This is a genomic window from Rahnella sp. WP5, assembly GCF_000745615.1.
Taxonomy (GTDB): domain Bacteria; phylum Pseudomonadota; class Gammaproteobacteria; order Enterobacterales; family Enterobacteriaceae; genus Rahnella; species Rahnella aceris.
On the sequence record NZ_JQJR01000009.1, the window covers coordinates 134,812 to 152,161 of the forward strand.

Here is a 17,350-nt window from a genome sequence, read left to right on the forward strand (position 1 = left end):
GAACAGAAAAGCCCCGGCAGAAATGCCGGGGCTTTTTTATTACTGGTTTTCTAAACTGACATTAACCCAGGCAGTATTATCCGGTAATGGAATAAGCCCGCTGCTGGCCCCGGTAATACCAAATACTTTCGAGGCCGGCGAATCAGCATGCAATTCCAGATAAAACGTCTGAGCAAAACTGAGTAAAACTTCCGTACTGTCTGCTGACTCGCAGGCATCAATATAAACGTTACCCGTATAACCCGGTGGGAAAATACTTTTCACGTTTAAATAAAGCGTATCACCATTAACATAAAAGGCCTGGGCTTTATCACCGATGACCGGCCGGTCATTATCCCCCTGAAAAGCACCGTGGGAGATAATAAACAGATTTTCATTCTGTTCCAGTAACCGCAACTCAGAATGAAATATTTTATAGCTCGATTTAAAAACAGACTGGTACTTTGCCATTGAAGCACTGGCAATTTGTTCCAGTTCCGGATCATCAGTACAGACGATAAGAATCATAATATTACTCCGTAAGTAAATTAAACTGATGACTCAGCCAACAGACCAGGTGTTATCATTTTTCAGCTGAACGCTCAGGTTGTAAGTATTCGGCGCAAACTCAAGCTGCTGCTTATTGGTGATCTGACCAATATCAAGCACCTGACCCGGCGTATAATTACCAAAAGTGATCCAATAAGTTGGATGCGGTGTGAAGGTCAGGTTGATGTTCGGCTGTGCCTGAACAACAAAGGTACCCGCCCCCGACATACCGACCCCGACAGAGGCCTGATTCAGCGGTAAACTGCTGTCGTTCGTGACATACAACGTACCGTTCTTTCCGCCGGTGGTCTGTTGTTCGAATTCAAACGCCCCCTCGGAATAGCTCAGCGTCACCTGATTATTGTTCGTCAGGCTGGCAGGAAGGGTTTGAGAGGCATCGAATTTCACACCGGGGATCAGCACACCGGTTTCATCCCAAACAAAACTGTAATCAATTCCCCAGTCAAACTGCACTTTGGTTTTTGGATGTGCCACTTTGGAGAACCACGCCAGTGACATCACTTTGGGATCGGTGATATCCGGAGAGGTTTGATAAATACAAATTGCACCGGTATTTACAGAGTTATTTGCTACAGTGACAGAATATTGAGTCATAATATTTACCTTTTATATTAAAATGAATGAGAAAATAATTGTGTGTAGTCTTTGCCTTCTCTTAACTTCCTCGACCTCCTTTACAGACACGCGTTACGTGATTTAATTAGCCGAATACTTCTCATCGTAATACCAAAAGTTTGTGTGAGTAGTTTTGCCGGAATATCTTCTTTCATCGCCACTTGCATTGCTGCCCGGCGAATAGCGATAAACACCCCCCAGTTGGATGGCGTATCCAGATATCCAGAAGAATCAATTTTTTTATAAATTCTGTTATATTTATTTTGCGGGATATTAATCCCGTAGATCTGATAAAACTTCTCTGCCTCTTTGGGCATGTATATTTTTCTCCCTCCATGGAGATGAATAAAATGAAATAATCCGGCGAAACCACCATGTTCAGCAAATTCCGATGCTATCCAGGGCATCACCGACATGATGCAGACGCTGTTTTTTTCACAAAAGCTGATTAATCTTGTTTCTCTTTCTGAATGCCGGAGCGGTAGTCCTGAAAATAGTTCGAACCATTCCTCCAGATTCTCCTGTCTTTCTTCGGTTTCAACATTAGCCATATCTCCTGCTCCTGAAGAATCAAACTGCCTGACTACTTTGCTGCTCACCCCGAATGAGGCGATGGAATAAGTTTTAGTTCAGTTGAGCGCATTCACACGGGGGAAGCATTCCTCTTACATTAAATATGCAAATGTATTCAGGTGGGGTTCAGAGAGTATAAAGCTGCTTTAATAGCGAAATAATTTGGTAAATCAACCAAAACCAAGACGATTATTAATAAAATAATCATCCTGGCGAGATTTTATATCAGATGGAATAATAAGAGGAGGTGACGGGATTATGCTGTGTTTTCTAATGATAAGAATAGTTCACGGTATGCGGATACCAGTTCATCCAGCGTCGCCCGGTTCAGGCCGCTTGGGTTAGGCAGCACCCAAACTTCCGTGTCACCGATTTTCAACGCCTGACGTCCCCAGTTCACCTTACTGATGCCAAACGCTTTACTGAATGCCTGTTTGCCTAAAACAGCCAGCGCACGCGGCTGATAGTATTCAATTTTTGCCGTCAACGCTGCGCCCCCTTCGCGCAACTCATCGCGAACCAGCTCCGTTGCCTCAACAGTCGGACGTTCCACCAGCATAGTGATCCCGCAATCTGTATCCAGCAAATGCTGTTCTTCTTCAGGCTTAAGTAAACGCCCGGTAAAACCCGCCTGATAGATAACCTTCCAGAAACGGTTATTGGCATTAGCAAAATGGAAACCATGATGAGCAGTGGATAAGCCAGGATTGATGCCGCAAAACACGACAGAAAGATCCCGGGCGATAATATCTGTAATCATTATTCTCCCTTACGATGTATTTACCTGAGTTATAGGTAAAAAACACAGTGAACACAACAGACTAAAACTGTGCACAAAACGCGCATACAAACCGAAGACATATAGACCTGTAAGCAGAGTTTACCGTATAATCCCGCACCTCGGCCCTTTAGCTCAGTTGGTTAGAGCACGCGACTCATAATCGCTTGGTCGCTGGTTCAAGTCCAGCAAGGGCCACCAAATTTTAGCTTAAGATTCAAACGATTAAGCCACTTCATACGGAGTGGCTTTTTTGTTGCGTGAATACCTGTCTTCCCCTGACTTTTACACGGATTGAGCCTCTCTCGTCATTGACCCCATTCGCCCTGCATATAATAATGATAACCATTAACATTAAAAATTCAGGAATGGATCCAATGACAAGGGCTGGTTTTCGCCGTTTTTCAGGGATGGTTGCGCTGTTGTTATCGCTGCTTGTCGCCACGCAGGCTTTCGCAGAAGGCTGGCCACGGCAAGTTATGACCTCAAAGGGAAGCATCACATTACAACAGCCGCCGCAGCGGATTGTCTCCACCAGCGTCACCGTCACCGGCACATTGCTGGCGATTAATGCGCCGGTCATCGCCAGCGGAGCGACTGCGCCCAATAATCGGGTTTCCGATGCTCAGGGCTTTTTCCGCCAGTGGGGCGATGTCGCGAAACAACGCGGTGTGCAGCGGCTTTATATCGGCGAACCGAATGCTGAAGCCATTGCCGGACAGGCACCGGATCTCATCATTATTGCCGCCACAGGCGGGGATTCCGCACTGAAACTCTATGATCAGCTGTCGGCCATTGCGCCGGTCATGGTGGTCAATTACGACGATAAAAGCTGGCAGGAACTCGCCACCGAATTAGGCCGGGCGACGGGTAAAGAAACCGATGCCGCCAAGGTTATCGCGCAGTTTTCAGCCCGTGAAGACAATCTGAAAAAAGCGATACATTTGCCACCGCAGCCGGTGTCCGCGCTGGTTTATGGATCAGATGGCAAAAGCGCCAATCTGTGGACGCCCGCGTCACCGCAAGGTCAGTTGCTCCGGCAGTTAGGATTCACTCTCGCGCCGGTTCCGCTGAATTTCGCCGCCAGTTACAGTCAGGGCAAACGCCATGACATCATCCAGCTTGCCGGTGAGAAAATGCCGGAGGCGATGAACGGCCAGACGCTGCTGTTATTTTCCGCCAGTCAGCCTGATGCACAACGGCTGCTGACCAATCCTTTTCTGGCGAAGTTACCTGCCGTGCAGGCCGGGCACGTGTATGCCATGGGTGACGACACGTTCAGGCTCGATTATTACAGCGCCAGCAACATGTTGAATCAGCTTGAAAAACTGTTCGTAACTCACTGATGTCCCGCTCAATAAAAAATCTCACAGCGCTGTTGGTTGCCTTGTTTTTGCTCTGCCTGATGATGGCGCTGAGTCTGGTGCTGGGCGAGAAATCGCTGTCGTTCGGCACCGTGATGTCAGCGCTTAACGGCCAGTGCACTGGGGCGGATTGTGTGATTGTCACCGATGCCCGTGTGCCGCGCACGCTGGCCGGTTTGCTGGCGGGGATGGCGCTCGGATTATCCGGCGCACTGATGCAAATCCTCACCCGCAATCCGCTGGCTGATCCCGGTATTCTTGGCGTTAATGCGGGTGCGGCTTTCGCGGTGGTTATCGGTATCGCCTTTTTTGGCGCAACGGATGTCAGCCACTATTTGTGGTTCGCGTTTGCCGGTGCCTTGCTGGCAACATTGCTGGTCGCCATGATCGGCGCGCTGGGACGCGGAAAGCTGGATCCGGTACGCCTGACCCTGGCGGGCGTCGCGCTCGGCGCTGTGCTGGAAGGCATGTCTTCGGGGATTTCCCTGCTCAACCCGACCGTCTACGATCAGTTGCGATTCTGGCAGGCTGGCTCGCTGGATATCCGCAATATTACCGTGATTAAAACCATCACACCGCCGGTGACTTTTGCTGTTGCCCTGAGCTTACTGATGGCCCGCTCCCTGAATAATCTGTCGATGGGCAGCGAACTGGCGACGGCGCTCGGCACCAAAATCGCCACCACGCAGTTGCTGGGATTACTGGCGATTACGTTGTTGTGCGGCAGCGCCACAGCGGCTGTCGGCCCCATCGCCTTTGTCGGCCTGATGGTGCCGCATATGGCGCGCTGGATCTGTCGTGCGGATCCGCGCTGGATGCTGCCGTGGACGCTGGTGTTAACCCCGACGCTGTTGCTGGCAGCCGATATCGCCGGGCGTTTTCTGGTTACCGGAGAATTGCGGGTTTCCGTGGTGGTCGCCTTTATCGGCGCGCCGGTGCTTATTTTCCTGGTACGCCGTCCCGGTGGATTACACAGAGGTTAACCATGAGCCAGACTCTTACAGAACCTCGCCCGCTGAAAAAACCTTTGCTGCTGTCGCGCCCCTTTCTGACCGCCTGCGGACTGGTGTTATGCCTGATCCTGCTGGCGGTTTACGCGCTGGGTAGCGGAACACTGGCACTGACGCCGTCGCAGGTTGTCAGCGCCCTGCTCGGCGACGGGCCGAAAAACCTGAGCATTATTGTCACGCAATGGCGTCTGCCGCGCGTGGTGATGGCGATGATTCTCGGTGCCGCACTCGGCATCAGCGGCGCGATTTTTCAGTCGCTGCTGCGCAATCCATTGGGAAGTCCGGACGTTATCGGTTTTAACACCGGCGCGTATACCGGCGTTCTGCTGATTATCGTGTTGTTCAATGGCGCTGCGGGCGACCTTCTCCCCGGCGCGATGGCAGGCGGCGTCGTGACCGCACTGGTGGTATACGCCCTGGCGTGGCGTCAGGGCATCGAAACGTTCCGCCTGATTATCGTCGGTATCGGCGTACGGGCGCTGCTGATTGCGGTCAATACCTGGCTGATTATTCACGCCTCGCTGGAATCGGCGCTGACGGCTGGCTTGTGGAATGCTGGTTCGCTCAATGGCATAACATGGGAGAAAAGCCTGCCGGCGACCGGGATGATTATCGTCGCCTGCATGCTGGCGCGTTGCTTATCCGCTCCGATGCGGTTGCTCGAAATGGGCGATGATGCCGCCTGTGCGCTGGGCGTACCGGTAGCGCGTTCACGTTTATTGCTGATGCTGGCGGGCGTGGCGTTGACCGCCGCGGCCACCGCGCTGGCCGGGCCAATTTCCTTTATTGCGCTGGTGTCACCGCAAATTTCGCGTCGTCTTTGCGCCAGCCAGCAGCACGCTTTATTTTTCGCGGCGCTGACCGGCGCGCTGCTGTTGCTCGCCGCCGATGTCACTGCACAACGGCTGTTCACGCCCTATCAGTTACCCGTAGGCGTGCTGACCGTCAGTCTGGGCGGCATTTATCTGATTGGGTTGCTGATCCGGGAGTCGCGACGCTCATGAATACTGAACACTCTTCCCCTTTGTACGCGAAAGATCTGACGCTGGGTTACGATAAAAAAATCGTCGCCCGCGAACTCTCCGTCTCTATCCCTCAGGGAAAACTCACCGTGATTATCGGGCCGAATGCCTGCGGTAAATCCACATTATTGCGCACGCTCAGCCGCCTGATGCCGCCGCAGTCCGGCACGGTATTTCTCGATGGCAAACTGATCGGTGATTACGGCACCAGAGACGTCGCGAAACGTCTGGGTTTACTGCCGCAAAGTTCAACGGCGCCGGGCGATATCAGTGTGGCGGATCTGGTGGCCCGCGGGCGTTACCCGCATCAGAGCCTGTTCAGCCGCTGGACAGCGCAAGATACGCTGGCGGTGAACGACGCCATGCACGCGACGGGAGTATTCGAACTGGCGGAAAGCACGGTGAATTCACTTTCCGGCGGACAGCGCCAGCGGGTGTGGATAGCCATGGTGCTGGCGCAACAAACGCCGTTGTTATTGCTGGATGAACCGACAACCTGGCTGGATATCGCGCATCAGATTGATTTGATGGAACTGATGTGTCGCCTGAATCAGGAAAACGGCCGCACGCTGGTGGTGGTGTTGCACGACCTGAATCAGGCATGTCGTTACGCCGGGCATCTGATTGCCATGCGCGATGGAAAAATACTGGCTGAGGGCGCACCGGCAGACATCGTCACACCGGCACTGATCGAACAGGTTTTCGGGCTGCGCTGCGCCATTATTGACTGCCCGGTTTCGCATACACCGTTAATTATCCCGCTGGGTAACGGTTGAATCTCCGGTGCTGCACGGCTCTTCGTTCCACAGGTATTGAAGGCCATCGGCTAATCCGCCGCGCCAGCTCAGCGCGTCGTGACCGGCATCGACCACGCGATAATGCACGCTGTTTTTGGTGCGGCTCAGCAGCTCATCCATCTGATTATTCACCTGATAAATCAGTCGTTCATTGCTGCCCGCTTCCATGAAAATTTTCAGATGGCTGACAGCCCCCAGCCCGTTACTCACCGCACGCAGTAACAAATCCGCCTCGTCAGGATTTTCATCCTGCTGCGATTTATTACGTCGCGGCCACCAGAAAGAACCGGACTGACTGAGTACCAGACCGAAGCGCTGCGGCCAGTGCAAACCGGCGTACAACGCTGACAGCCCGCCAAAGCTCTGCCCCGCCACCACTGTTTTGTTCGCATCGCTGCTGTGCGGTGCGAGCGTCGCCACGGCGGGCAATAACTCCTCCTGAACGGCCAGCCAGAAATCTGCATTACAGGTCAGTTCGCGGCTGCGGGTCTGTGTATCGATCACATCAATCAGCACGTAGACGGCCTGCGGCAATGTGCCTTCCTGCGTCAGCTGCATCAGCGGCTGCCAGACCGGCATCTGCTGCGCCCAGAACTGGCCGTCGAGCAACAGCGCCAGCGGGCGCGATGCCGGATCCTGGCTTTCGCCGGTGGTGTAGATCCAGACCTTGCGCCGGTTGCCCAGACGCGCACTGTTCCACTGATAGGTTTGCAGCTTTGCCGGTTTCTGTGGCAACGCGGCACCGTGGAGATCAAACTCCCGCCAGGCAGGCTGCGGCAATGCGTCGGGCATATGCAAAGGCGACAGCGCGTGAGATTTCGCCCCCGGCCACGGCTGATTCGGATTCAGCGGGTCATAAATCGCATGGGCGAACATATCTTTCCACCATTCCCGCGCAGCCAGCATGGCGGTATAGGCATCGGGATCCTGCGGGAACTCTCTGCCGGGCCCGGTTCGCGGGATCAGACTGTAGCTGCCACGCCAGCCGGAGCGCAGCGTAATACTCAGCGACCAGACATCGGTTCCCGCAAGTCTTTGCAGACTTTGCGGCGGTAAAGACTGATGGTGATCGGTGATGCCGTTGATGTTGATCCACACCCGCTGGAAATCCGATGTCGCCTCACTGCCCTGCGGATCCCGCCAGAAGAACGTCACGTTGCATACGTCATCATTCAGCCGTTCGATCAAGGGTGAACCCTGCGCTTTAATGTCTTTCCACCATTCAGCACTTCCCGCCTGAGAGCTTGCTAACATCGCCTGCGCGGTGGGTTTTTCCGGAAACTGCGATTTCATCATGTTTACGCTTTACAGTCTTTTGGCAGTGAGAGAAGGCATAATTTGCAGAATGATTGACCTGCTCCCTGCAAATTATGAATGGGAATCGTATTGATAATTGTTTGCATTTGCAATAGTGTGTTACCGCCCGTAAACGGGACGATAAAAATACACATACAACAGGCCATCCTCCTGTTCACTAAATCTGTTTTGCAGGAACGGATGGATTTCAGGGCAGAATCCACTATGAAAAGCAGGCTACCACACTATTCTCTGGCAACCTTAATCGGGCTGGGATCAGCACTTTCTTTGCCCGTCAGCGCGGCAGAAAGCACCACAACCCGCACAACAGACGCCAGCCAGAACACCGCAGAAACACAGGAAGACACCAGCGACACACTGGTTGTCACCGCCGCACAGCAAAACCTTCAGGCTCCCGGCGTTTCCACCATCACTTCTGATGAAATCCAAAAACGCCCTCCGGCACGCGACATCAACGAACTTATCCGCACCATGCCCGGCGTAAACCTGACCGGTAACTCTACCAGCGGCCAGCGCGGTAATAACCGCCAGATCGACATCCGGGGTATGGGCCCGGAAAATACCTTAATCCTGATCGACGGTAAGCCGGTGAACAGCCGCAACTCAGTGCGCCAGGGCTGGCGCGGTGAGCGTGATACCCGCGGTGACACCAGTTGGGTTCCGCCCGATATGATCGAGCGCATCGAAGTGATCCGCGGCCCGGCGGCGGCGCGTTACGGTAACGGCGCGGCGGGTGGCGTGGTGAACATCATCACTAAAAAAGACACTCAGGAGTGGCACGGTTCCTGGAATACCTATCTGAACGCACCACAACATAAAGACGAAGGCTCGACCAAACGTACCGATTTCAGCCTCTCCGGCCCGCTCAACGATCAGTTCAGTTTCCGCCTGTTCGGTGGCTACAGCAAAACGCAGGCTGACGCACAGTACATCAACGAGGGTCATCAGTCTGAGCGTACCGGCACCTATGCCGACACCGTTCCGGCAGGTCGCGAAGGCGTGATCGATAAGAATATCGACGCCCTGTTGCACTGGGATTTTGCCCGTATGCAGTCGCTGGAATTTGAAGTGTCCAACAGCCGTCAGGGCAACCTGTACGCAGGCGACACGCAGAACACCAACACCAGTGATTTGGTGAAAAGCATGTACGGTGAAGAGACTAACCGCATTTACCGCCAGTCCTACTCGGTGACCTACAAAGGCGCGTGGGATAACGGTGTGACCACCAACAACTACGTGCAGTACGAAAAAACCCGTAACTCGCGCATGGATGAAGGGCTGGCGGGCGGTACCGAAGGCATCTTCTCTGACGAAGACTTCAACACCATCGCTCTGGGCGACATTCTGGCGCACAGCGAAGTCAGTATTCCGTTTGAACTGGGCGTGCCGCAAACCGCGACGTTCGGCACGGAATGGAACCAGCAAAAGATGAAAGATCCGTCTTCCAACACGCAGGCTATGCTCGGCGGCGCGATTGCCGGTACCGACAGCACCAACCGCAGCCCCTATTCTCAGGCAGAGATTTTCTCGCTGTTTGCCGAAGATAATATTGAGCTGACCGACAGCACCATGCTGGTGCCGGGTCTGCGTTTCGACCATCACTCCATTGTCGGCAATAACTGGAGCCCGTCGCTGAACCTGTCTCAGGAACTGGGCGACGATTTCACCCTGAAAATGGGTATCGCCCGCGCCTATAAAGCGCCGAGCCTGTATCAGACCAACCCGAACTACGTGCTGTACAGTAAAGGCCAGGGTTGTGCGGCCAGCGGCGGCGGTTGTTATCTGGTGGGGAATAAAGATCTGGATGCGGAAACCAGCGTAAACAAAGAGATCGGACTGGAATTCCACCGCAACGGTTATCAGGCGGGCGTGACCTATTTCCGCAACGATTATCGCAACAAAATCGAATCCGGTTATCTGCCAACCGGCACGTCCTCCACCGGCACAACTGATGTGTATAAATGGGAAAACGTGCCGAAAGCCGTGGTTCAGGGGCTGGAGGGCACGCTGAATATTCCGGTCAGCAGCACCGTTTCCTGGAATAACAACGGCACGTACATGATTGAAAGTAAAAACAAAGAGACCGGCGATTATCTGTCGATCATCCCGGAATTTACCATCAACTCCACGCTGAGCTGGCAGGCGACGGAAGATCTCTCTCTGCAATCTACCCTGACCTGGTATGGCCGTCAGAAGCCGAAGAAATACAACTACAAGGGTGAAGCCGTCACCGGCAGTGAGAAGAATGAAGTCAGCCCGTATTCTGTGGTCGGCATGAGCGGCACCTACACCGCGACCAAAAATGTCAGCGTCACGGCGGGTATTGATAACGTCTTCGACAAACGCCAGTTCCGTGCGGGTAATGCACAGACCGTGGGTAATGCCACCACCGGCGCCTATATGTACGGCGCAGGCGCGGCCACCTACAACGAGCCGGGCCGCACGTTCTACATGAGCCTGAATACGCACTTCTGAGTATGTTGCCCGCATAAAAAAAGCCACCTGCAAAGGTGGCTTTGTTGTTTCTGAAACCTGACTTTGGGCTTACAGCACGCCCTGCGCCAGCATGGCATCAGCGACTTTGACGAAGCCTGCGATATTGGCGCCACGGACATACTGCGTCTGCTGGCTTTCGCCGCCGTATTCGACACACGACTGGTGAATATCCAGCATGATGTGACGCAAACGCGCATCCACTTCTTCGGCTTTCCAGCTCAGACGCGCAGCGTTCTGCGCCATCTCCAGCCCTGAGGTTGCCACGCCACCGGCGTTCGCCGCTTTACCCGGCGCGAACAGTACGCCCGCGTCGGTGAACAAGTCGGTCGCTTCAATCGTGGTTGGCATATTCGCGCCTTCGGCCACCGCTTTCACGCCATTGGCGATCAGCACACGTGCCGCATCCGCATCCAGTTCATTTTGTGTGGCGCAAGGCAGCGCGATATCCACCGGCACGTTCCACGGCTGCTGCCCTTCAAGATACGTCAGTCCGAGTTTTTGCGCGTAATCGGCTACGCGACCATCACGGCTGGCTTTGATTTCGGTCAGCAGCGCCAGTTTCTCAGGAGTAAAGCCTGCTTCATCGACGACAGTACCGTTAGAATCTGACGCCGTAATCACCCGTGCGCCCAGTGACATGGCTTTTTCAATCGCATATTGCGCGACGTTACCGGAGCCGGATACCGCCACGCGCATGCCTTCGAAATCCAGGCCATGACGTTTGAGCATCGATTCAGTGAAATAGATCAGGCCATAACCTGTGGCTTCCGGGCGGATCAGGCTGCCACCGAACGACAACCCTTTGCCGGTGAACACGCTGGCAGTGTTGTTGGAGAGTTTTTTCATCATCCCCGCCATATACCCCACTTCACGCCCGCCGACGCCGATATCCCCCGCAGGCACATCGGTATCCGGCCCGAGATGACGGTACAGTTCCAGCATCAGCGCCTGACAGAAACGCATGATCTCGCCTTCGCTTTTGCCTTTCGGATTGAAATCACTGCCGCCCTTCCCGCCGCCCATTGGCAACGTGGTCAGGGCATTTTTAAAGGTCTGCTCAAAACCGAGGAATTTGAGAATCGATAAATTGACCGACGGATGGAAACGCATGCCGCCTTTATACGGGCCGATGGCCGAGCTGAACTGTACACGCCAGCCACGGTTAACCTGCACCTGATTTTTGTCATCCACCCACGCGATACGGAACTGAATGACACGTTCCGGCTCCACCAGACGTTCGAGTAAAGCAGAACGGCGGTATTGCGGATTTTGTTCGAGGAAAGGCCATAGCGTGGTCATAACTTCACGTACGGCCTGGGAGAATTCGACCTGATGCGGGTCGCGTTGCTGAACTGAGGATAAGAACTGTTCGAGGGATTGAATCTGATCCATTAAGGTAAAACTCCGTTTGTAAGTGATGTTGTCTTTTTTATTTACTGCTTATTTTTTGACTATGCATCGACTGACAAGCGGACATCAAGCAATTTATTTCCCAATAAAAACCCTAAGATTTACGACCTTCCAGCTTCAGTAACAACAACTTGTTGTCCAGCCCGCCAGCAAAGCCGGTTAATTTCCCGGAAGCACCAATCACCCGGTGACACGGCGCCACGATAGAAATCGGGTTGCGGCCATTGGCCGCGCCCACGGCACGAACCGCTTTCGGGCGACCGATACGACGGGCGATCTCGCCGTAGCTGCGCGTCTCGCCAAACGGAATTTCCAGCAACGCCGCCCAGACTTCTTTCTGGAATTCGGTGCCGGTGAAATCGAGTTCCAGCTCAAAACGGGTACGCTTACCGGCAAAATATTCGTTCAGCTGTTGTTCGGTTTTCAGCAAGATCGGAAACGACGGGTCTTCAATCATATCGCCCAACGGCACGCGCCCGTCGATTTCACATTCCCACAAAATGGCGGTCAGCTTATCGCCTTTCGCCGCCAGTGTGAGTAACCCGACCGGCGATGCCATCCGCTTGAATCTGTTCTCCATCAGTCCCTTCCTCTGCAAGTTTTACGCCCCACACTTTACCGGAAAGGCAGGAACTGACGAAAATTATTTCAGGCCCAACTGTGCGCGAAGTTCCGCTTTCGCCGCGTCGAATTCGGTTTTGAAATCTGGCTGTTCTTCCATTTTTTGCGCGATCAGTGCAGCGCCGGTGCGGCTCATCACGGTATCAGAACGGTAATGGAAACCTGCTACCAGACGGTTTTCGGCGTAACCGGCCGCCCGGGTGAACAGCGCGTTGCGTTTTTCCGGCACCATTTCGCCCAGCACCGTCGCCATCAGATAGCCGATAGTAGAATGACCGGAAGGCCATGAGCCGGATTTGGATTTTTTCAGCAGCGGATGAATTTGTTCATCGAGCATATAAGGACGCGGGCGGTTAAAGGCTTTCTTGGCGTGATCGTCCACCACGTCTTCGGTCGCCACAATACGATCAAAGAGCGCAGCGGTTTTCGGCAGTTTCGCGGCATCAAAGTCCGGCCCCATCACATCGGCAAAACGCCAGACGTTTTCTTCAGCATCAGCAATCGCCGCTTTTTCCTGCTCCGGCGTACGGGTGGCCTGAATTTCCAGCAATTCTTTCAGTTCCGCTTTGGTCTGCGCCGAATCATCCGCCGGTGGAGCGGGCAGATATTTCGTCAGATCCAGTTCCTGGCTGGTGATAAAGGGTTTGGCTTCGTCAGCCGCCTGAACGACAAAAGTGGAACCGAGGGTGAAAAGCAGCAGAGCAACGAGGGACTTACGCACGGGAAAACTCCTGATATTAGTTTGAATATCAGGAGAGTAGAGAACAAGTGTGACGCTTAAATGACAAACATCAGCCGAGCAAACCGAGTTTTCCGGTCAGCTTGCGCACCACTTTCTTTTTACCCGCCAGCGCAATGCCCAGCAGTTGCAGGTTGTCCGTCGGCACAACAGACACCGCTTCGCGAAACGCGGCGTAATCCGTGGTTTGCTGTCCTTCGACCGGAAAAATAATTCCGTCCATTTCGTCATCATTAAGCAGGTGCTGATGAAGGTGCGTGAGCTGTTCGCTGTCGGCAACCAGCACGCTGATGCCAATCGGGATCAGCCCCGGATGCACGCGGTTATCAGCGTCAATCAGCGGCTCGCCCACCAGCGACGGATGGCGTTGCCCGAGCGTCAGGGCCAGCACGGCGGCGGCATTGGCGGCATGTCCGGCGGCAAGTTGCTGGTTGATGACAATCACGCAGCGTTCCGGTGACGAAGGCAGAATGGTTACAGGCGTATTCATGATGGCAGGCTCCGGTTCAGTTGAAACATGAGCTTAACCCGTCACTTTTTCTCAATCTGGAAGATTTGTGCACAGACGCCGGTAATGTGCTGGCGTGAGCTGATAGGCGCGGCGGAACCAGCGCCCGAGATGGCTCTGATCAGCAAAACCTAAATCAGCCGCCACGTCAGCCGGTGTGCGCCCGAGCGCCAGCCCTTCACGGGCGCGCGTCAGTTTCAGCTGAATAAGATAGGCGTGCGGCGGCAATCCGAATTCAGCTTTAAACGCACGGCTGACCACAAAGCGGCTTTCGCCGGTCGCCGCTGCCAGTTGTTCGAGGCCGATGTCTTCGTGCAAGTGGGCATGCAGATATTCCCGCGCCTGATGCGCCACCCGCGACCAGGGCGCATGCCCCTGAAGTCGCGGTGGCTGCCAGGTGAGATGGCCGCCCAGTGCACAGAGCAAGCCGTCGAGCGCGGTCTGGCGGACAATGCGCAGGTCTTTGCCGTGCAGCGCCTGAAAAGCCCGTGACGTCGCCTGCGCCAGTTGCGGATCCTGCGCTAAGGTATTTTCGAAACTCGGATCACCGGCCGGAGAAAGGGAATCGCGCCGTGCCGCCAGCTCGCGGCTCAGCCATTGCGGATCGAGATACAACATGTGATAGGTAAAACCGCCGGGCTGCACCGCATCGCCGTCATGGATTTCGCCCGGTTCGAGCATAAAGACTTTGCCCGGCAGGCTTTGATGTTTCTGGCGGCGACAACTGAACTGCTGCAAACCGTACTGAGTGACACCGACCAGATAACTGTCATGCCAGTGTGGATCGTAAGCATGGCCTTCGAAATGGGCGTGGATCGTCTCGATCCCGCTGTCTTTATCTTTCGATAAGTCGACCCAGTTTGCAGACGCCATACATCCCCCGCTGAATGAATTAACAACAGGGTAACAAATAGGCGGAGTGAATAAAACTCGGGCGGCTCCCACCCCTGCGAAGGGGAGGGCTGGGGTGGGGTATTAAGTTCAAAATCAAAAAGTTAAAGTTTTCTTCAACAAGGGGTTAGCCATTAAAACCCCCTCCCGGCCTCCCCTTCGCAGGGGAAGGAGCTGAAAAAACTGCCAGCTTCTTCTCGGGGGAGGCGCTAAGAAAACTCAGTGCTTCACGCTTTCAATAAAGGTTTTACGGGCGGTTTTGGAACCCAGACGTTCGGCTTCGTCCAGCAGTTTCAGGGCTTTATCGACGTCCCCTGCTTTCACTGCTTTCTTAATCGCATCGTTAAAGTAGGTTTCTGAATCGCTGAGCATTGGCTCGCTCGGTTTGGCCGGAGCCGCCGCAGGTGCAGGCGCTTGTGTGCTGCCGACGACGACCGGTGCTGCCGCTGCCGGTGCGGAAGACGGGAAGATCTGACCAATCATCACGTTACCGGTTTTCTGCTCGGCTGTGACTTTCAGGCTCAGTGTGCCGGTCGGGGTATGACGGGCAATCGGATCCGGGATATCCGGCACCGCGTTACCCACGCCAGCGGCGAAGGCTTTCGCCGGGTTCACCATCTGCGTGGTCTCAGCTAAGTCCTGACGGGTGGTATACACCAGCAGATAAATTTGTTTCTGACCCAGCGCCGGCGTCAGTTTCAGTGTGCCTTCCAGACGATCGCTGGAGACGATACCCGGTTTCTGATACGGGAAATAGCTGGAAGGGTAAAACGCAGCCGGACGCATCTGCTCATCCAGCACCAGAACATTTGGCGCATACACGGTTTTACCGGTCGCAATACTGGTCAGCGTAATTTCAAGCGAACCCCGGTCAGCAGGTAAAGCGAATGCCCCGACGGCGCCCTGAATCTCACCCTGATTAATTTCAGCGCTGGACGTACCCAGCGTTACATCCTGCGTCACTGGCGGAACCAGCGGCGTCCATGAAAGGTTGCGTAAGGTCTGGCTGGAAATAGCCGGTGCCGTATTCGCATCATTTTGCGCAGCATTCACCACCGCAGGGGCAGCAGCCAATAGGCTCAGCGACAAACACAGTGACAGCAGATTCTTTTTCATTATTGTTTCCTTTGAAATCACCATGAAGGCTGGCGGTCATCAGCGATAATCCGCCAGCCAGCACATCTTCTTTACTGCGTTTTTTTAAAGCTTACATTGCCATTTTTCCAAACTCTTTCGGGTTGCCGGAAGGCGGCAAGCGTCCAAGTCCCCGGGAGCGTAGACAACTACGTGACCGGGGCGAGGACGCGCAGCCAACGCATCGGCAGCGCGAAGGAGGAAGGAAAAAATTACCACCAGATTTCCATCTGGGCGCCGAAGGTGACTTCGTCGTCATTACCACGGCTGTATGTGGTCGTGCTGGTGTCGTTCATTGCTAAGCCATTGCTTGCGCCGCTGTCAGTGTCGTAGCCCCATTTCTCATCCCAGTTCGCATAGGTTGCGAACACACGGATGGCCGGACGTGACCAGATGCTGTCGCCCGCCTGCCATTGTTGCGCCAGGGTGACTTTGTACTGACCGTTTTTGTCGCCGGTACGCTGGGATTTCACGTTGTCGTAACCGACTTCCAGCAAGGTGCTCATGATCGGGGTCCATTTGTACATCGGACGGACACCGACGGTGTACCAGGTGGTGCCGTTGTTGTTATCGCGGTCAACGTCCTGATACATCGCCACGTACATCAGGCTCCAGGTGTCGTTGAAGTCGATAGCACCGTGGTCGAGCACACGCACCATGCTGCCGTTGTTGTTGATGGCGGCACCATTCGAGTGACCGTTCGCCGCGCCCTGGCCCGGATCCGTCATGGAATCTGCGGCATATTGCAGCACGAATTTGTTATAGCCGTTGTAAATACTTTGCGTATGTTCCGCAGTGACCAGGAAGCCGTCTTTGGTCGCGTCGTCAGCCAGTGAATAACCATCACGCGCGTTAGCACGGCCGTAATCCACCCCTAACTCCAGCACACCGCCCGGGTTAGTTTGCAGGCCTGCCAGACGCACGTCGAACACGTCGTTGGAGGTAGGCACTTCATTACGCTGGTCAGCGATATAACCGTATGAACCGCCGCTTTCGGTGTTACGGGTGGCGGCCAGAGACAGTTTACCGAAGCCCAGATCGATATCTTCCAGACCCGCACCAGGACCTGAAATATCCCAGTAGTAGAAGTCGATCATGTGAACGTCATGACGTTGGTAGAAACGCTTACCGGCCCACATAGTCGAACCCGGCAGCCATTCGATCAGGTTCTTACCCTTCACGTTTGCTTCGCGGAAAGCCGGATCGGTTGACTCCCAGTCGTTCTGTTGAGAAACGGAATACGCCACGTTGGTGTCGAAGTAGAAGCTCTTATCCCCTTCTTTCCACACTTCCTGACCCAGTTTCAACTCTGCATACGTCTCACATTCGTTACCGAGACGGTATTTGCTGTCTGCACCTGTCGCTTTGAAACATTGCTGCTCGCCGCCGCTGCCGGTCCAGCCAATACCCGAACGGGCATAACCTGTGAAATCCACCGCCATCGCTTGTGTAGAAAGGATGCCAGCAGCCACTGCCAGCGCCAGGGAAGAACTACGCATTGTGATCATCATTTTCTCCTGTAGGGG

Annotated in this window: 17 protein-coding genes and 1 tRNA gene; 6 read left to right on the forward strand and 12 right to left on the reverse strand. The window is 54.3% G+C overall.

The window, feature by feature from the left end; all coding sequences use genetic code 11:
* Positions 1–39 precede the first annotated feature (39 nt).
* The 4 genes from EX31_RS08200 to mug all read right to left on the reverse strand — a co-directional run bounded on the left by EX31_RS08200 (position 40) and on the right by mug (position 2,497).
* Positions 40–507, reverse strand: coding sequence for a hypothetical protein (locus tag EX31_RS08200; protein WP_037034185.1), 468 nt, complete (start codon positions 505–507; stop codon positions 40–42).
* 33 nt (positions 508–540) lie between these two features.
* Complete coding sequence (locus EX31_RS08205; RefSeq protein WP_037034187.1) at positions 541–1,143, reverse strand: hypothetical protein; 603 nt, start codon at positions 1,141–1,143, stop codon at positions 541–543.
* Positions 1,144–1,223: 80 nt separating this feature from the next.
* Positions 1,224–1,715, reverse strand: a complete 492-nt coding sequence (locus tag EX31_RS08210) for a hypothetical protein (RefSeq protein WP_037034188.1) — start codon at positions 1,713–1,715, stop codon at positions 1,224–1,226.
* 278 nt (positions 1,716–1,993) lie between these two features.
* Positions 1,994–2,497 (reverse strand): G/U mismatch-specific DNA glycosylase, encoded by a 504-nt coding sequence (mug, locus tag EX31_RS08215; protein WP_037034189.1) that lies wholly within the window; start codon positions 2,495–2,497, stop codon positions 1,994–1,996.
* A gap of 142 nt (positions 2,498–2,639) precedes the next feature.
* On the opposite strand from mug, the gene EX31_RS08220 reads away from it, so the two are divergent.
* From EX31_RS08220 to EX31_RS08240, 5 genes are all read left to right on the forward strand, one after another.
* Positions 2,640–2,716 (forward strand) — tRNA-Ile (locus EX31_RS08220).
* 176 nt (positions 2,717–2,892) lie between these two features.
* Positions 2,893–3,861, forward strand: coding sequence for a Fe2+-enterobactin ABC transporter substrate-binding protein (gene fepB, locus EX31_RS08225; protein ID WP_037034190.1), 969 nt, complete (start codon positions 2,893–2,895; stop codon positions 3,859–3,861).
* Positions 3,861–4,862 (forward strand): Fe(3+)-siderophore ABC transporter permease, encoded by a 1,002-nt coding sequence (gene fepD / locus EX31_RS08230; RefSeq protein WP_037034192.1) that lies wholly within the window; start codon positions 3,861–3,863, stop codon positions 4,860–4,862. The genes fepB and fepD overlap by 1 nt, the downstream gene beginning before the upstream one ends.
* A gap of 2 nt (positions 4,863–4,864) precedes the next feature.
* Entirely contained in the window at positions 4,865–5,893 is a 1,029-nt protein-coding gene (fepG, locus tag EX31_RS08235; RefSeq protein WP_013573885.1) for an iron-enterobactin ABC transporter permease, read from the forward strand.
* Positions 5,890–6,687: an ATP-binding cassette domain-containing protein gene (locus EX31_RS08240; RefSeq protein WP_013573884.1), complete on the forward strand. Its 798-nt coding sequence runs from the start codon at positions 5,890–5,892 to the stop codon at positions 6,685–6,687. The genes fepG and EX31_RS08240 overlap by 4 nt, the downstream gene beginning before the upstream one ends.
* Here EX31_RS08240 and fes read toward each other — a convergent pair.
* The gene (fes, locus tag EX31_RS08245; RefSeq protein ID WP_081925158.1) at positions 6,661–8,004 is read right to left on the reverse strand and encodes an enterochelin esterase; all 1,344 of its coding nucleotides are present in this window, start codon (positions 8,002–8,004) and stop codon (positions 6,661–6,663) included. The genes EX31_RS08240 and fes overlap by 27 nt on opposite strands.
* Before the next feature lie 225 nt (positions 8,005–8,229).
* Here fes and EX31_RS08250 point away from each other — a divergent pair, with 225 nt between their 5' ends.
* Complete coding sequence (locus EX31_RS08250) at positions 8,230–10,500, forward strand: TonB-dependent siderophore receptor (RefSeq protein ID WP_014411583.1); 2,271 nt, start codon at positions 8,230–8,232, stop codon at positions 10,498–10,500.
* A 69-nt stretch (positions 10,501–10,569) separates the two neighbouring features.
* On the opposite strand, the gene gdhA is transcribed toward EX31_RS08250, so the two are convergent.
* The 7 genes from gdhA to EX31_RS08285 form a co-directional block, all read right to left on the reverse strand.
* Positions 10,570–11,913: an NADP-specific glutamate dehydrogenase gene (gene gdhA / locus EX31_RS08255; protein WP_014411582.1), complete on the reverse strand. Its 1,344-nt coding sequence runs from the start codon at positions 11,911–11,913 to the stop codon at positions 10,570–10,572.
* 112 nt (positions 11,914–12,025) lie between these two features.
* Positions 12,026–12,511, reverse strand: coding sequence for a methylated-DNA--[protein]-cysteine S-methyltransferase (locus tag EX31_RS08260; RefSeq protein ID WP_013573880.1), 486 nt, complete (start codon positions 12,509–12,511; stop codon positions 12,026–12,028).
* 63 nt (positions 12,512–12,574) lie between these two features.
* Positions 12,575–13,273, reverse strand: coding sequence for an acid phosphatase (locus tag EX31_RS08265; protein ID WP_013573879.1), 699 nt, complete (start codon positions 13,271–13,273; stop codon positions 12,575–12,577).
* 70 nt (positions 13,274–13,343) lie between these two features.
* Positions 13,344–13,781 (reverse strand): DUF2000 domain-containing protein, encoded by a 438-nt coding sequence (locus EX31_RS08270; protein WP_037034193.1) that lies wholly within the window; start codon positions 13,779–13,781, stop codon positions 13,344–13,346.
* Between the two features lie 51 nt (positions 13,782–13,832).
* Entirely contained in the window at positions 13,833–14,672 is an 840-nt protein-coding gene (locus EX31_RS08275) for an AraC family transcriptional regulator (RefSeq protein ID WP_037034194.1), read from the reverse strand.
* 237 nt (positions 14,673–14,909) lie between these two features.
* Positions 14,910–15,806 carry a maltose operon protein MalM gene (malM, locus tag EX31_RS08280; RefSeq protein WP_037034195.1) on the reverse strand — a complete coding sequence of 299 codons (897 nt, stop codon included), beginning with the start codon at positions 15,804–15,806 and terminating at the stop codon, positions 14,910–14,912.
* A 230-nt stretch (positions 15,807–16,036) separates the two neighbouring features.
* Positions 16,037–17,335, reverse strand: coding sequence for a maltoporin (locus EX31_RS08285; RefSeq protein WP_197060714.1), 1,299 nt, complete (start codon positions 17,333–17,335; stop codon positions 16,037–16,039).
* Positions 17,336–17,350: the final 15 nt, after the last annotated feature.

Excerpts from the sequence above, each read along its gene's own strand:
- fepG (WP_013573885.1), top strand. The coding sequence starts at position 4,865 with ATGAGCCAGACTCTTACAGAACCTCGCCCGCTGAAAAAACCTTTGCTG.
- mug (WP_037034189.1), bottom strand. The coding sequence starts at position 2,497 with ATGATTACAGATATTATCGCCCGGGATCTTTCTGTCGTGTTTTGCGGC.
- EX31_RS08250 (WP_014411583.1), top strand. The coding sequence starts at position 8,230 with ATGAAAAGCAGGCTACCACACTATTCTCTGGCAACCTTAATCGGGCTG.
- EX31_RS08260 (WP_013573880.1), bottom strand. The coding sequence starts at position 12,511 with ATGGAGAACAGATTCAAGCGGATGGCATCGCCGGTCGGGTTACTCACA.
- fes (WP_081925158.1), bottom strand. The coding sequence starts at position 8,004 with ATGATGAAATCGCAGTTTCCGGAAAAACCCACCGCGCAGGCGATGTTA.
- fepD (WP_037034192.1), top strand. The coding sequence starts at position 3,861 with ATGTCCCGCTCAATAAAAAATCTCACAGCGCTGTTGGTTGCCTTGTTT.
- EX31_RS08205 (WP_037034187.1), bottom strand. The coding sequence starts at position 1,143 with ATGACTCAATATTCTGTCACTGTAGCAAATAACTCTGTAAATACCGGT.
- EX31_RS08240 (WP_013573884.1), top strand. The coding sequence starts at position 5,890 with ATGAATACTGAACACTCTTCCCCTTTGTACGCGAAAGATCTGACGCTG.
- EX31_RS08210 (WP_037034188.1), bottom strand. The coding sequence starts at position 1,715 with ATGGCTAATGTTGAAACCGAAGAAAGACAGGAGAATCTGGAGGAATGG.
- fepB (WP_037034190.1), top strand. The coding sequence starts at position 2,893 with ATGACAAGGGCTGGTTTTCGCCGTTTTTCAGGGATGGTTGCGCTGTTG.
- EX31_RS08285 (WP_197060714.1), bottom strand. The coding sequence starts at position 17,335 with ATGATGATCACAATGCGTAGTTCTTCCCTGGCGCTGGCAGTGGCTGCT.
- EX31_RS08275 (WP_037034194.1), bottom strand. The coding sequence starts at position 14,672 with ATGGCGTCTGCAAACTGGGTCGACTTATCGAAAGATAAAGACAGCGGG.
- gdhA (WP_014411582.1), bottom strand. The coding sequence starts at position 11,913 with ATGGATCAGATTCAATCCCTCGAACAGTTCTTATCCTCAGTTCAGCAA.
- EX31_RS08200 (WP_037034185.1), bottom strand. The coding sequence starts at position 507 with ATGATTCTTATCGTCTGTACTGATGATCCGGAACTGGAACAAATTGCC.
- EX31_RS08270 (WP_037034193.1), bottom strand. The coding sequence starts at position 13,781 with ATGAATACGCCTGTAACCATTCTGCCTTCGTCACCGGAACGCTGCGTG.
- malM (WP_037034195.1), bottom strand. The coding sequence starts at position 15,806 with ATGAAAAAGAATCTGCTGTCACTGTGTTTGTCGCTGAGCCTATTGGCT.